Origin of the sequence: Microbacterium sorbitolivorans (assembly GCF_003327285.1) — a bacterium.
Classification (GTDB): Bacteria; Actinomycetota; Actinomycetes; order Actinomycetales; family Microbacteriaceae; genus Microbacterium; species Microbacterium sorbitolivorans.
Map to the genome: position 1 here is coordinate 38636 of NZ_KZ848476.1, position 13181 is coordinate 51816.

Consider the following 13181-nt stretch of genomic DNA (forward strand, 5'->3'; position numbering starts at 1 on the left):
CCGGCAGGGGAAGCGCCGGTGAACAAAAATCAATCAGAGTCGTCGGCGGTGAAGCGATAGCCGACGTTGCGCACGGTGCCGATCAGGTGGTCGAGGTCGCCGAGCTTTGCGCGGAGGCGTCGCACGTGAACGTCGACCGTGCGGGTGCCACCGAAGTAGTCGTAGCCCCACACCTCGCTCAGCAGCTGCTCGCGCGTGAACACCCGCGAGGGATGCGTCGCCAGGAAGTGGAGGAGCTGGAACTCCTTGAAGGTGAGGTCGAGCGGCCGGCCGCGCACCTTCGCCGAGTACGAGGCCTCGTCGATCGTGATGCCCGACGTGCTGACGCGCGTCGTCTCCTGCTCGGTGACGGTGCGGGCCGTGAGCAGGCGGATCCGCGCGTCGATTTCGGCGGGTCCGGCGCCCGGGAGGACGAGGTCGTCGATGCCCCAATCGGGCGAGATCGCGGCCAGGCCGCCCTCGGTTGCGACGAGCAGAACGGGGGCCACATGCCCTGCCGTTCGCAGGATCTTGCACAGCGACTTGGCCTGTGCGAGGTCGCGCCGGGCGTCGACGATGATGACGTCGGCCGCGGGGGCCGAGACGAGCATCGCGGGTGTCGCCGCCAGCGCGGTGACCTGATGACTCAGGAGCTCGAGCGCCGGAAGGGGCGCGTCTGACTCGGGAGCTGAGCTCAGGCTGAGTAGATGTGCCACGCGGATTTCCTCTCGTGAGGTTCCATCTTATGCGTGTCCACGGCGCGGATCCGGCACAATGGACGACAGGCCCACTCGAGAGGCCGCGTGTAAGGGGAGGACCTGATGGTGCAGAGCGCGGGAAAAGCGCCGCAGCAGCGTCGCAGTGTCGTGGGGCGTGTCGCCCGTAGCCAGGGGCTCATCGTCCCGTGGTGCGTCGCACTGGTTCTCGCGATCACGGTCGAGATTTTCGCCCCTGTGTCGCACCGGTGGGACTGGTTCGCCGCGGCGGCCGGCGTCGCCGTCATCGTCACCTTCCTCGTGCAGATCACCATCGCGCGCCCCGACGGGTTCATCCTCCGCACCTCTACCTCCGCGCTCGGCAGCGTGCTGATCGTCGGCATCGTGTCGTTCGTGGGCGCGCTCTTCTCGGCATCCGGCGCGGGCCTGTCGCTGTTCCCCGCCGATTTCGGCGCGAGCTGACGGCGGCGTAGGATAGGACCATGCTCGAATTTCTTCGCGGTATCGACGTCTTTGCCCTCGAAATGTTCTTCGTTGGCCTCCTCGGCCTTGCGGGCGTTGCGATTGCATTCTGCTCGGTGTCGGTTCTCGTGAACCTCTTCCGGGGTCAGAAGTAACGACGCCACCTCTCGGGCCGGTCCGCTCAGCGGGATCCGGCCCTTTTGCTGTGCCCGGCAGATACGCTGGAAGCACCATGATTGAGATCCCCACCGATACCCCCGCCGACCTCGTTCCGCTCTCGTGGCTGATCGGCGTGTGGGAAGGCACCGGCGTCATCAACTACACCGCCGGCGACACGCATTTCGAGGGCGAGTTCCGCCACCGCGTGAGCTTCAGCCACGACGGCGGGCCGTTCCTCAACTATTCCGCGACGGCCACGCTCATCGCGACCGACGAGCGCCCCGAGCAGCTCCTCACCTCCGAGAGCGGCTTCTGGCGCCTCGCGCGTCCCGCGCATGACGCGGCGCCCGGCCCTGGCCTGTTGCCGGCGCTCGCCGCGGAGGAGAAGCGCTCGGCCGACGATGTCGAGAAGCTCCGTAACGCCGAGGGCGCGTTCCCGATCGAGGTCGCCCTCAGCCACTCCGACGGCGTGCAGGAGCTGTACGTCGGCGAAATCAACGGCCCGCGGATCCAGATCGGCACCGACGCCGTCGTGCGCTCCGCGAGCGCGAAGCACTACGGCGCCGCGACCCGCATGTACGGCCTCGTCGGCGGCCGCCTGTTCTGGGTGTGGGACATCGCGGCGCTCGGCGCCGAGATGGCGTCGCACGCGTCCGCCGAGCTCGACAAGGTCGCCTAATGGATCCGTTCCTCTCCCGCGAGGGCGTCGTCTCCGACGACGCGGGCGTGATCTCGCACGCCGGTAACCCCGTCCGCGAGCAGCGGCAGCTCGAATTCGGATCCGCGATCGCGCCCCGCGCGGATCGCACGGCGATCCGGCTCACGGGCGCCGAGCGCAAGAGCTGGCTCGACTCGATCACGTCGCAGGCGCTCACCTCGCTCGCCCCGGGTGACAGCACTGAGCTTCTGGTTCTGGATCCGCAGGGCCGCGTCGAGCATGCGGCCGCCGTCGTCGACGCGGGTGACGAGCTGTGGCTCATCGCCGACGCCGGCGACGCGGCCCCGCTCGTGAAGTGGCTCACGATGATGCGCTTCCGCGCCGACGTGCAGATCGAGATCCCCGAAAACGTCACGGTCATCGGCGCGATGCGCGGGGGAGCGGCGGCAGACGCGCTCGTCGCGGCCGCCGTGCGCGCGGGCGATGCCCCCGTGGTGTGGTCGGATCCGTGGCCGTCGGTCACGGCGGGCGGCTGGCAGTACGCCGAGGTCGCTGAGCACCCCGGCGCGCAGTTCCACTGGGTCGAGGCTGTCGTGGCCGACCCCGCGCCGCTCGCGGAGCTGCCGATCGCCGGATCCCTCGCGGTCGACGCGCTGCGCGTCGCGGCCTGGCGTCCGCGCTGGGCGGCGGAGGTCGACGAGCGCACGATCCCGCACGAGGCCGATTGGCTGCGCACCGCCGTGCACCTCAACAAGGGGTGCTACCGCGGGCAGGAGACCGTCGCGAAGGTGCACAACCTCGGCCACCCGCCGCGCCGCCTGGCGATGCTGCACCTCGATGGATCCGACTCGGTGCTCCCCGAAAAGGGCGACGTTGTCTTCGACGGCGAGAACGAGGCCGGCCACATCACCTCGGCGGCCCGCCACCACGAGCTCGGCCCGATCGCGCTCGCGGTGCTCTCGCGCCGCACGCCCGGCGACCACGAGCTGCAGGTCGAGACCGACGGATCCCGCATCGCGGCGGCGCAGGAGATCATCGTGCCGGCCGACGCGGGCCGCACGGCCGACATCCCGAAGCTGACGCGCCTGTCGCGCCGCAAGCAGGTTGATCCGCCCGCGTGATTCTCGCTAGGCGGCGGCGACGATAACCTCGACGCCCGCCGCCGCGAGGGCCTCGCGTAGTTCGCCCTCGGGCTCGCGATCTGTCACGAAGTAGTCGGCGAGCTCGAGCCCGCCGATGCGGGCGAAGAGGCGGTGCCCGAACTTCGAACTATCGGCCAGCACCGCGATCTTGTTCGCGTGCTGCATCATCTCGAACATCATCGCCGAGTCGCCCAGGTTGCTGGTGCTGTATCCGGCCGATGAGACCGCGCCGACGGCGATGATCGCGAGGTCGGCCTGAACCTCCATGGCGGGGCCATTGGCGGTGGGGCGGAAGCTCACCGGTCCCGTCGTCGCCTGCGTGACGGTGCGCACGGATCCGCCGAAAAGGAAGAGTTCGCGGACCGACGACGGGGAGACCTCGCCGGGAAGAACAACGCTGTTCGTCGCGATCGTCAGGTCGTGGTGGTCGCGCAGGTGGCGGGCGAACGCCATAGTGGTCGTGCCGGCGTTGACGAAGACGACCGAGCCATCGGCGACGAGTCGCGCCGCGGCGGCACCGATCGCGTCTTTTTCGCTAGCTCTGATGTGCAGGCGCACGCCGAGGCCTTGGTCGGGTGGTGCGCCGACATCGTTGCTGACGGCGCCGCCGTGGGTGCGGATGAGTCGCCCCTCGGCGTTGAGCCGGTCGAGGTCGCGGCGCACGGTGTCGATTGAGACCGAGAACTCCTCGGCGAGCTCGGCGACCGTCACCTGGCCGCGCGAGGTCACGTAGGCCGCGAGGTCCGCCTTCCTTCCTGCGGGAAGTTGCCGATCTTTGCGTTTTCCATCGGCTTGGCTGCTCGTCATGTGTCCCGTCTCCTCCGTAATCCGCGGTCTCGACGCTGAGATTACCGCGCTTTCGTAATCTCAGAGTACTTGACAGCTCCCAGATTCTCGTGTTTCATGCATTCAGCGGCGTAAAACAGCAAGAATCAGCAAAGGGCCGCAGTTTATGGATGGGCAAGGGAGCTCACATGACTCAGAAGCGCAAGATCCTTTTCAGCGTCTCGGCCGTTGCCGTGGCGTCTCTCGCTCTGGCAGGCTGTAGCGGCGGAAGTGGCGGCGTCGATGCCGATGGCAACGTCACGATCGAGCTCGCCCAGTGGTGGGAACCCGAGCTGCCGGATGGCGAGCTGCGCGCACTCATCGACCAGTTCGAAGACGCAAACCCCGGCATCAAGGTCGACCTGCTCAGCGGACCCTACGCCTCGACGCGCGAGCAGCTCGTGGCGGGTGCTGCCTCGGGCACGATGCCCGACGTCGTGGGCCTCGACGGCGCCTGGGTCAACGACTTCGCCAAACAGGGTGCGATCGCCGACCTCTCCGCACTCATCGACGAGAACGGGTACGACGACAGCCAGCTCGCCTCGCAGGTTCAGGTGAACGGCGCGACCTACATGGTCCCGGCGGTCAACTTCGTGTACCCCCTCTACACGAACGACGCCCTCCTCGCCGAGGCCGGCGTCGATGCGCCGCCGAGCGACCGGAGCGAGTTCGCAGACGCCGCGCGGGCCATCACCGAGAGCACCGACGCCGCGGGAACCGCGATGCCGCTCTCGCTCGAGACCCCGAGCGGCGTGCAGAACCAGGTCATGTCGTGGCTCTGGGCCTCTGGCGGCTCGATGCTAAAGGACGGCGAGCCGGACCTGACGAACCAGGGCGTGGTTGACACCATTACCTACTTCGACGACCTGTACCAGGAGGGCGTCTTCGCGCCGGGCGCCTTCACGATGAAGGAGCAGGACATGGTCGAGGAGTTCACGAACGGCCGCGTCGGCATGATGGTCGACTCGCTCGCGCACCTCAACCTGATTCGCGAGTCGAACCCCGACCTCGAGTTCAGCATCAGCGCGCTGCCCGCCGAGGACGGATACGACGGCAAGCGCGGCATCCCCTACGCCTCGTGGGGCCTCGGCATCTCGTCGAGCACCGAGCACCCGGAGGAAGCCTGGAAGCTCTTCGAATTCCTCATGAGCGAGGACGCCAACTCGCAGCTCTCGTCGATGGCAAAGGCCTTCCCCGGCAACGTCGACTCGGTCCCCGACTTCGTCGAGGACGACGACCTCATGGCGAAGGCCTTCGAGATCTACCAGGACGGCTACCCCGCCAACGAGTTCACGGGCCTTCCCGTCGCCGAGGAACTCATGCGGCAGATGAACACGCAGTTCCAATCGCTCCTGCAGGGCGACATCTCGGTCGACGAGATGCTCAAGAACACGCAGGAATCCTGGTCGGCGGAGTTCTGATCGTATGACTCTCCTGTCCGAACGCCGGGGCGCGGCGACGCCCGCCCCCGGCGGTGCCCAGGGCAGACGCCGGAGCGGAGCGCCGGGCGTCTCGCGCACCGCACCGTTCCTCTACGTTGGCCCCACGGTCATCCTCATCGGGATCCTGCTCGTCGTTCCCGTCGTGACCGTCATCGGGTATTCGCTCTTCGACAACGTCATCACGAACCCGAACCCGAAATTCGTCGGGCTCGCTCACTACACCGAGCTACTCACCGACACGGGGTTCTACAAGTCGATCGGCAACACCCTGATCTTCACGGTCGTCAGTGTCGTCGCACACTTCACGATCGGCCTTGCCTTCGCCCTGCTGCTAAATTCGCCCCTCGTCGGGCGCATGACGACGGCGATCTTCCGGGCGATCTACGTTCTCCCGTGGCTCTTCACGATTGCGATCGTTGCGGTGCTGTGGCGCATGCTGCTGAACCCTAACGGCATCGTGAACTATCTGCTCGGCTTCCTCGGCATGGGGCAGACCGAGTGGCTCAGCAACCCGGCGCTCGCGCTTGGCACGGTTACCTTCATCAACATCTGGTGCGGTTACCCGTTCTTCATGGTGAGCATGCTGGCTGGCCTGCAGGGCATCTCGGCCGACCTCTACGAGGCGGCGCGAGTCGACGGCGCCGGCGCGTGGCAGCGATTCCGAGCCGTGACCCTGCCGAGCCTGAAGCCGATCATCATCAGCATGGGGCTGCTCGACCTCATCTGGACGTCGCAGCAGTTCGCGCTCATCTGGATGACGACGGGCGGCGGCCCCGTCGATGCGACGGAGCTCGTCAGCACCTTTACCTACAAGCTCGCGTTTACGCGCTACGAGTTCGGAGCGGCATCGACCGCCGCCGTTATCGTGCTCGCGCTCTCGATGATCCTCGCCGTCGCCTACGTGCGGCACCAGAGAGACAAGGACTAGAGCCATGGTCTTCACGGAAGCACCCGCGACGACGCAGACACTCGTCACCAAGCGGCACGTGCCGCGCCGCGCGGTCACCGCCCGGTCGAGGCGCCGCACGGCGAAGACGCTCACGGTCGTCGGGCTGATCCTCGGGGCCCTGTTCGCCGGTCTCCCCGTGCTCTGGATGCTCTCGAGCTCGTTCAAGTCGAACACGCAGATCTTCGAGAACCCTCCGCGGCTCATCACCGAGACGTTCAGCCTCGACGCATACGTCACGATCTTCACCGACCCCGAGAAAGTGCGATTCTTCGTCAACAGCTACGTCGTCGCGCTCTCGGTCGTCGCCTGCACGCTCGTCGTCGCGATCCTCGCGGCGTACGCGTTCAGCAGGTTCGAGTTCCGCGGCAAGAAGATCCTAAACGTCGTCATCATCAGCGTCCAGGCCGTGCCGCCGATCACGCTGCTGATTCCGTACTTCGGACTCATCGTCCTGCTCGGCCTGTACGACTCATACCCAGGCCTGATCCTCACCTACATGGTGTTCACGCTTCCCTACGCCGTGATCATGATGACGAGCTACTTCAACTCGCTCCCGCGAGAGCTCGACGAGGCGGTGCGCGTCGACGGCGGCGGATCCTGGACCGCGCTCTGGCGGATCCTGGTTCCCGTCGCGACGCCCGGAATCGTGTCGGCCGGCATGTACACCTTCGTTCTCGCGTGGAACGAATACCTCTTCGCGCTGACCCTGACCCGGACCGTCGAAATGCGCACGGTGCCTATCGGAATTCAGCTGCTCATGGGACAGCACTCGTACGAGTGGAACGAGATGATGGCGATGAGCATCGTCGGCTCGATTCCCGTTCTCGTGCTGTTCCTCTTCTTCCAGCGGTACTTCATCGGTGGGCTCACCGCTGGATCCGTCAAGAGTTAACAACCCCATTCAAAGGAGAACCCGAATGCTCATTTCCGGACACGACCTGCTCGACGTCGCCCACAAGAACAACTTCGCGATTCCGGCGTTCAATGTCGCCGATTACCACATGTTCAACGGCCTCATTGAGATCAGCGAGGAGAAGAACTCGCCGGTCATCATCGCGATCCACCCCAATGAGATCAACCTGCTGGGCTTCGACGTGCTGCGCGCGATCCGCGAGCGCCTGCACCGCTCGCCCGTCCCCGCGACGATCCACTGGGACCACGGAGCGACGACCGAACAGATGATCGCAGCCGTGCAGGGCGGCTTCACTTCCGTGATGTTGGACGCCTCGGCGGAGCCGTTCGCGGAGAACGTCGCCCAGACGAAGCGCGCCGTCGACATCGCCCACGTGGTGGGCGTCTCGGTTGAGGGGGAGCTCGGTACCATCGGCAAGATGGAGTCGGCAGACGGTGGCATCATCTACACGGATCCGGCGGACGCCGTCGAGTTCGTCAAGCAGACGGGCGTCGACTCGCTCGCAGTCGCGATCGGCACCCGCCACGGCATCTATCCGGCTGACATCAAGCCCGAGCTGAAGCTCGACCTCCTCCGCGAGATCAAGGCAGCCGTCGGAATCCCGCTTGTGCTGCACGGCGGATCCAACAACCCCGATGACGAGATCGGTGAGGCCGCTCGAAGCGGCGTCAACAAGATCAACATTTCGAGCGACGTGAAGGTCGCCTTCTTTGAGAAGCTGCGCGAAGTGCTCGAAGACCGCGGGCTCCGCGAGCCCGACGCAATCATGCCCCCGGCTCTCGAGGCGATGAAGGCCGTCGCGGCGCAGAAGATCGACCTCTTCGGCGCGGCGGGGAAGGCCTCGCTATACACCTCGCCCGCGGCATACAAAGTGAACCTCTTCGGATCCGGACAGGGCGAGACGTACTGATGACCCCGCACGACCTCACCGGGAGCGGCGACCGCACCGTCGCTCCCGGCGAGATCGTCCTCGGGCTTCAGGGGACGGTCGACTATGAGATCGCCTGGGACCGCGAGGCGATCGATACGCTCATCGCCGAGTACGGCATCGAACAGGGCGAGATTGATGCGGGCATCGCAGTCGTCGACGAGCGCACCCTGCTGGTCTCGGTGCTCGGCTTTCTCGCGACGGGGGTCGGCGGCGAACGCCACGCCGCCTCGTCCGAGATCGTGGAGCGCTTCGCGGCGCGATTCCCGCGGGAGATTACGCTCGGCGGCACCGGCGTGCGCGCGGCGCTGGTGCTCCGCAAGCTCGGGATCCCGTCGCTCTTGCATCTCGTGAGCACCGACGCGAACGTGCGCCGGCTCCTCCCCGATGACATCGACTACATCACCAGCGCGACGCACGACACGCTCGACCCGCACCTCATCATTCAGTTCCGGCCGGGCGATGGCGCCCGCGTCGGCGACCGCGAATACGCGGTGCGAGAGGCGAACCGCCTGATCATCGCCAACGATCCGCCCGCTGCCAACCTGGTGCTGAGCGACGAGCTCGGCGACCGCGTTGGTGCATCGCGCGTCTTCCTCATCTCCGGTTTCAACGCGATCGCGGACGAAGCGATCCTGCACCGTCGTCTCGATGAAATCCGCACGGTCGCGGCGCGGCTGCCGGAGGACGGCATCAGCGTCTACGAGGACGCCGGCTTCCACAACGCCGGCTTCCAGCCGGCGGTCGCCGATGCGATCGGTCCCGCGGTCGACGTCTTCAGCATGAATGAGGACGAGCTACAGGCGCGGCTCGGTCGGGCCCTCGATCTCCGCGATGCCGCGCAGATCGAGGACGCGCTCCGCGAGTTGCGCTCCCGGATCCCGGATCCGGTCCTCGTCGTCCATACGCGATACTGGACCGCCGTATGGGCGTCCGAGAGCCGCGAACGGATCCTCGATCGCGTCGCGACCGCCGCGGACGCGGGCGATGCGACGGCGGCCGGCCGCTACGCCCACGGCGACGACGTCACGGCCGCGGACATCGACGCGATCGCCGCCGGGCCGCGGCAGGCGGAGAGCATCGCCTTCGCGAGCGATCTCGAGGCGAGGCTCGGGGCGCGAAGCCGCGTCTTGCCGGGCTTCCACATCGACCCACCGAGCCCGACGACGATCGGCCTCGGCGATACCTTTATTGGCGGCCTCATTGGCTCCCTCGCGCGCGCATCGGAGAGGATCTTGTCATGAGCGCACCGGTGATTCTCGGCCCGAACCAGCCGCCCGCGCGGCCGTATCGCGGGGGAGCGGGCATCCGGGAGCTACGCGGCACGGGCTCGGAAGACGTGTACGCCCCGGAAGACTTCGTCGCGTCGACGACCTGCACCTTCGGATCTGACACCGTGGGGCTCAGCAGGCTCCCGGATGGCACACTCCTCCGCGACGCGATCGCGGCCGACCCCGCAGCCTGGCTTGGCGCCGAGCACGTCGCGGTATTCGGCGGCGAGACCGCGCTTCTCGTGAAGCTCCTGCACACGGGTGAGCGATTGTTCAACCACGCACACCCGGACGCGGTCTTCGCGGAAGCACACCTCGGGATCGGCCGCGGCAAGACCGAGGCCTGGATCATTACGGACACGGGCGGACGCGAGAGCGCTGACGTATGGCTCGGGTGGAACCGCGAGGTCACCGAGGGCGAGATCGCGGAGTGGTTCGCGCGGCAAGACTCGGATGGGATGCTGGCCGCGCTCAACCACGTGACGGTGCGTGCGGGCGAGTGGATCCACGTCCCCGCGGGGACACCGCACTCGATCGGCGAGGGCATCACCCTCGTCGAATTACAAGAACCCGTCGATCTCTCGATCATCCTCGAGTACGCGCCCTTCCCCGCGCTCGACCGCGAGGCGGCGCTTCTCGGGCTACCGGTCGAGACGGCGCTCGCCGCGGTGTCGCGCGACCGCACGGATCCGTCGGCGCTTCACGGCGCCGTCGTCGACGGCTCGTTCCTGCCACTGGCGGCGGATCCGTTCTACCGCGCCGAGCAGGTGCGCGGCGGCGACATCCTCGACGCCGGCTTCAGCGTCGTCGTCGTGCTCGAGGGCGCCGGATCCCTCAGGGAGGTTCCCGTCGCGCGCGGCGCCACCGTCGTCATCCCGCACTCGGCGGGGCCGTTGCAGCTGGTGGGCGACCTGCGTGCGATCAGGTGCCGCCCGCCGCACCCGAATGAGGTCCACGCCCCAGGTAGGCTAGAACCATGACGCACACCCTCATCCTGCTCCGCCACGGGCAGAGCGAATGGAACGAAAAGAACCTGTTCACCGGTTGGGTGGACGTCCGACTCACCGAGCAGGGCCGCGGCGAGGCCAAGCGCGGCGGCGAGCTGCTCGCCGAAGAGGGCGTCCTGCCCGACGTGCTCTACACGTCGCTGCTCAGCCGCGCCATCCAGACCGCGAACATCGCGCTCGACTCGGCCGACCGCCTCTGGATCCCCGTGAAGCGCTCGTGGCGCCTCAACGAGCGCCACTACGGTGCGCTGCAGGGTAAGGACAAGGCCCAGACCCTCGCCGAGTTCGGCGAGGAGAAGTTCATGGAGTGGCGCCGCTCGTTCGACGTTCCGCCGCCCGCGATCGACGCCGACGACGAGTTCGCGCAGACGCACGACCCGCGCTACGCCGACATCGACGGCGAGCTGCCCGCGACCGAGTCGCTCGCGCTCGTGATCGACCGCCTTCTGCCCTACTGGGAGAGCGACATCGCCGCCGACCTGAAGTCGGGCAAGACCGTCATGGTCGCCGCCCACGGCAACTCGCTGCGCGCGCTCGTGAAGCACCTCGAGGGCATCAGCGACGACGACATCGCCGCGCTCAACATCCCCACGGGCATCCCGCTCGTGTACGAGCTCGACGACAACCTGCAGCCCACGGGCCCCGGCCGCTACCTCGACCCCGAGGCCGCCGCTGCCGGAGCCGCCGCGGTCGCCAACCAGGGCAAGTAAGCCCCGACGCAAAAAGGATGGGATCCCCAAGGGGGATCCCATCCTTTTTCGCGTTCCTCAGCCCTCGAAGCGGTATCCGAGGCCGCGCACGGTGACGAGCATCGTCGGCTTCGAGGGGGTCTCCTCGATGCGCGAGCGGATGCGCTTGATGTGCACGTCGAGCGTCTTCGTGTCACCGAAGTAGTCGGATCCCCACACGCGGTCGATGAGCTGGCCTCGCGTGAGCACGCGGCCCGTGTTGCGCATGAGCAGCTCGAGAAGCTCGAACTCCTTCAGCGGCATGTTGATCTGCTCGCCCTCGACGGCGACGGTGTGGCGGTCGATGTCGAGCGTGACGCGCCCGCCCTCGAGCACGTGCTCCTCGTAGTCTTCCTCGGGCTGGGCCGAGCGGCGAAGCACGGCGCGCATGCGCGCCAGCAGCTCTCGAGACGAGTAGGGCTTCGTGACGTAGTCGTCGGCGCCGAGCTCGAGCCCCACGACGATGTCCACCTCAGAGTCCTTCGCGGTGAGCATGACGATCGGCACCTGGCTGGTCGTGCGGATCTGGCGACATACCTCGGTGCCCGGGATACCGGGCAGCATGAGGTCGAGTAGGATCACGTCGGCGCCCTGCTCCTGGAACAGCCGCAGCGCCTTTTCACCGTCGTCTGCAATCTCGACCTCGAAGCCCTCGCGTCCGAGCAGGTACGCGAGCGGATCCGCGAGATCGGGTTCGTCTTCTACAAGCAGCACGCGGGTCATGCAGAGCTTTCCTTTCGCTTCGCCGCCCGTTCGGCGGCGCGCTTTTTCTTCTCTCGTTGCTTCTTCGACTTCTTATCGAGCTTAAGCGGCACGGCGCCCGTGAGCGGCCCACCGAGCGGCAGGCGGATCGTGAACGTGGATCCCTGCCCCTCGCGGGACCACAGGCGCACCTCGCCGCCGTGCCGCTGAATGGCGTGCTTCACGATCGACAGGCCGAGGCCCGTACCACCCGTGTGCCGCGAGCGCGCCTGGTCGGCGCGATAGAAGCGCTCGAAGATGCGCTTCTGGTCGGCCTCCGAGATGCCGAGACCCTGGTCGGTGACGGCGATCTCGACGATGTCTTCGTCTTGCTTCACGCCGATGCCGACGTGCGAGCCCTCGGGCGAATAGGCGATCGCGTTCGAGACGAGGTTGCTGAGCGCCTCGACGAGCACGCGGGCGTCGCCGTGCACACGGATCCCGGTCTCGCCGCCCGTGACGAGTTCGACGTCTGCGGCGCGCGCCGTCGTCTGATGGGCGTCGACGGTGCGGGCGACGATCTCGTCGACCGACACGTCGCTGACATCGAGTAGCTCGTCGGCGGCCTGCAGGCGCGACAGGTTCATGATGCGCGCCGTGAGCTGGCCGAGGCGGTCGGCCTCGGCCGACACGCGCTCCGAGAAGTGACGCACCTGGTCGGGGTCGTCGGCGGCCACGACGAGCGCCTCCGCCAGCAGCCCGATGGCGCCGACGGGGGTCTTCAGCTCGTGGCTCGTGTTCTGGATGAAGTCCTGTCGCATCTGTTGCACGCGCTCCTGCTCGGAGATGTCGCGCACGAAGATGGCGATGAACTCGTCCGAGATGGCGGCGGCGCGGCCGATCACGAGGCGGGTGTCGCTCGAGACGCGGCTCACGCGGATCCGCATGGTCTGGGCGGGGGAGCGGCCGTTCTGGCGGGCGAGCTTCATGAGCCCGCGCAGCTCCTCCTGGGCGAGGCGGCGGCCGGCGACGACCCCGAGCCATCGAGAGGAGGGGGAGGCCGCGAGGACGATGCCGGAGGCGTCGGTCACGACCGCGGCATCTTCGAGAACATCGAGCATCGATGTGACGGCAGCGGGCACCTGAGGGTTCGCCGATCGCATGGCGCGATCGCGGAGCTGGAACGCTCCGACGATGACAAGGGTGACGAGCGTGCCGATCGCGATCCCAACGAACATCGCAAGCAGGGATCCGGGCATAATTCCAGGGTACGTGGACGTGAGCTGACACGCTGATGAACTAACGGATATCGCGGACCCGC

At 67.3% G+C, this 13181-nt stretch carries 15 protein-coding genes; 11 read left to right on the top strand and 4 right to left on the bottom strand.

The features are described 5' to 3' along the window. Nucleotides 1–29: 29 nt before the first annotated feature. On the bottom strand, nucleotides 30–695 hold the full coding sequence (locus DTO57_RS11635; protein WP_114118412.1) for a response regulator transcription factor: 666 nt from the start codon (nucleotides 693–695) through the stop codon (nucleotides 30–32). A 105-nt stretch (nucleotides 696–800) separates the two neighbouring features. Here DTO57_RS11635 and DTO57_RS11640 point away from each other — a divergent pair, with 105 nt between their 5' ends. From DTO57_RS11640 to ygfZ, 4 genes are all read left to right on the top strand, one after another. Continuing rightward, nucleotides 801–1157: a hypothetical protein gene (locus DTO57_RS11640; RefSeq protein ID WP_114118413.1), complete on the top strand. Its 357-nt coding sequence runs from the start codon at nucleotides 801–803 to the stop codon at nucleotides 1155–1157. 20 nt (nucleotides 1158–1177) lie between these two features. After that, complete coding sequence (locus DTO57_RS14780; protein WP_268235373.1) at nucleotides 1178–1312, top strand: hypothetical protein; 135 nt, start codon at nucleotides 1178–1180, stop codon at nucleotides 1310–1312. Between the two features lie 77 nt (nucleotides 1313–1389). Continuing rightward, the gene (locus DTO57_RS11645; protein ID WP_114118414.1) at nucleotides 1390–1995 is read left to right on the top strand and encodes a heme-binding beta-barrel domain-containing protein; all 606 of its coding nucleotides are present in this window, start codon (nucleotides 1390–1392) and stop codon (nucleotides 1993–1995) included. Then, the gene (gene ygfZ, locus DTO57_RS11650) at nucleotides 1995–3095 is read left to right on the top strand and encodes a CAF17-like 4Fe-4S cluster assembly/insertion protein YgfZ (protein WP_114118415.1); all 1101 of its coding nucleotides are present in this window, start codon (nucleotides 1995–1997) and stop codon (nucleotides 3093–3095) included. Before DTO57_RS11645 ends, ygfZ begins: the two co-directional genes overlap by 1 nt. 6 nt (nucleotides 3096–3101) lie before the next feature. Here the strand turns inward: ygfZ and DTO57_RS11655 are convergent, their stop codons facing one another. Beyond that, nucleotides 3102–3923: a DeoR/GlpR family DNA-binding transcription regulator gene (locus DTO57_RS11655; protein ID WP_114118416.1), complete on the bottom strand. Its 822-nt coding sequence runs from the start codon at nucleotides 3921–3923 to the stop codon at nucleotides 3102–3104. Between the two features lie 167 nt (nucleotides 3924–4090). On the opposite strand from DTO57_RS11655, the gene DTO57_RS11660 reads away from it, so the two are divergent. Genes DTO57_RS11660 through DTO57_RS11690 form a run of 7 tightly spaced genes read left to right on the top strand, consistent with a single transcriptional unit; the run spans nucleotide 4091 to nucleotide 11161 of the window. Continuing rightward, nucleotides 4091–5362: an ABC transporter substrate-binding protein gene (locus tag DTO57_RS11660; protein ID WP_229730616.1), complete on the top strand. Its 1272-nt coding sequence runs from the start codon at nucleotides 4091–4093 to the stop codon at nucleotides 5360–5362. A 4-nt stretch (nucleotides 5363–5366) separates the two neighbouring features. Further along, nucleotides 5367–6311: a carbohydrate ABC transporter permease gene (locus tag DTO57_RS11665; protein WP_114118418.1), complete on the top strand. Its 945-nt coding sequence runs from the start codon at nucleotides 5367–5369 to the stop codon at nucleotides 6309–6311. A 4-nt stretch (nucleotides 6312–6315) separates the two neighbouring features. Beyond that, the gene (locus DTO57_RS11670; RefSeq protein ID WP_114118419.1) at nucleotides 6316–7224 is read left to right on the top strand and encodes a carbohydrate ABC transporter permease; all 909 of its coding nucleotides are present in this window, start codon (nucleotides 6316–6318) and stop codon (nucleotides 7222–7224) included. A gap of 25 nt (nucleotides 7225–7249) precedes the next feature. Then, the gene (locus tag DTO57_RS11675; RefSeq protein ID WP_114118420.1) at nucleotides 7250–8155 is read left to right on the top strand and encodes a ketose-bisphosphate aldolase; all 906 of its coding nucleotides are present in this window, start codon (nucleotides 7250–7252) and stop codon (nucleotides 8153–8155) included. Beyond that, nucleotides 8155–9417, top strand: coding sequence for an ADP-dependent glucokinase/phosphofructokinase (locus DTO57_RS11680; protein WP_114118421.1), 1263 nt, complete (start codon nucleotides 8155–8157; stop codon nucleotides 9415–9417). The genes DTO57_RS11675 and DTO57_RS11680 overlap by 1 nt, the downstream gene beginning before the upstream one ends. After that, entirely contained in the window at nucleotides 9414–10424 is a 1011-nt protein-coding gene (locus DTO57_RS11685) for a class I mannose-6-phosphate isomerase (RefSeq protein WP_114118422.1), read from the top strand. The genes DTO57_RS11680 and DTO57_RS11685 overlap by 4 nt, the downstream gene beginning before the upstream one ends. Beyond that, a complete protein-coding gene (locus DTO57_RS11690; RefSeq protein ID WP_114118423.1) occupies nucleotides 10421–11161 on the top strand; it encodes a phosphoglyceromutase in 741 nt (246 codons plus the stop codon). The genes DTO57_RS11685 and DTO57_RS11690 overlap by 4 nt, the downstream gene beginning before the upstream one ends. Before the next feature lie 57 nt (nucleotides 11162–11218). Here DTO57_RS11690 and DTO57_RS11695 read toward each other — a convergent pair whose 3' ends face one another. Both DTO57_RS11695 and DTO57_RS11700 read right to left on the bottom strand, forming a co-directional pair. After that, nucleotides 11219–11902: a response regulator transcription factor gene (locus DTO57_RS11695; RefSeq protein WP_114118424.1), complete on the bottom strand. Its 684-nt coding sequence runs from the start codon at nucleotides 11900–11902 to the stop codon at nucleotides 11219–11221. After that, the gene (locus DTO57_RS11700; protein ID WP_114118425.1) at nucleotides 11899–13119 is read right to left on the bottom strand and encodes a sensor histidine kinase; all 1221 of its coding nucleotides are present in this window, start codon (nucleotides 13117–13119) and stop codon (nucleotides 11899–11901) included. The genes DTO57_RS11695 and DTO57_RS11700 overlap by 4 nt, the downstream gene beginning before the upstream one ends. Between the last annotated feature and the right edge of the window lie 62 nt (nucleotides 13120–13181).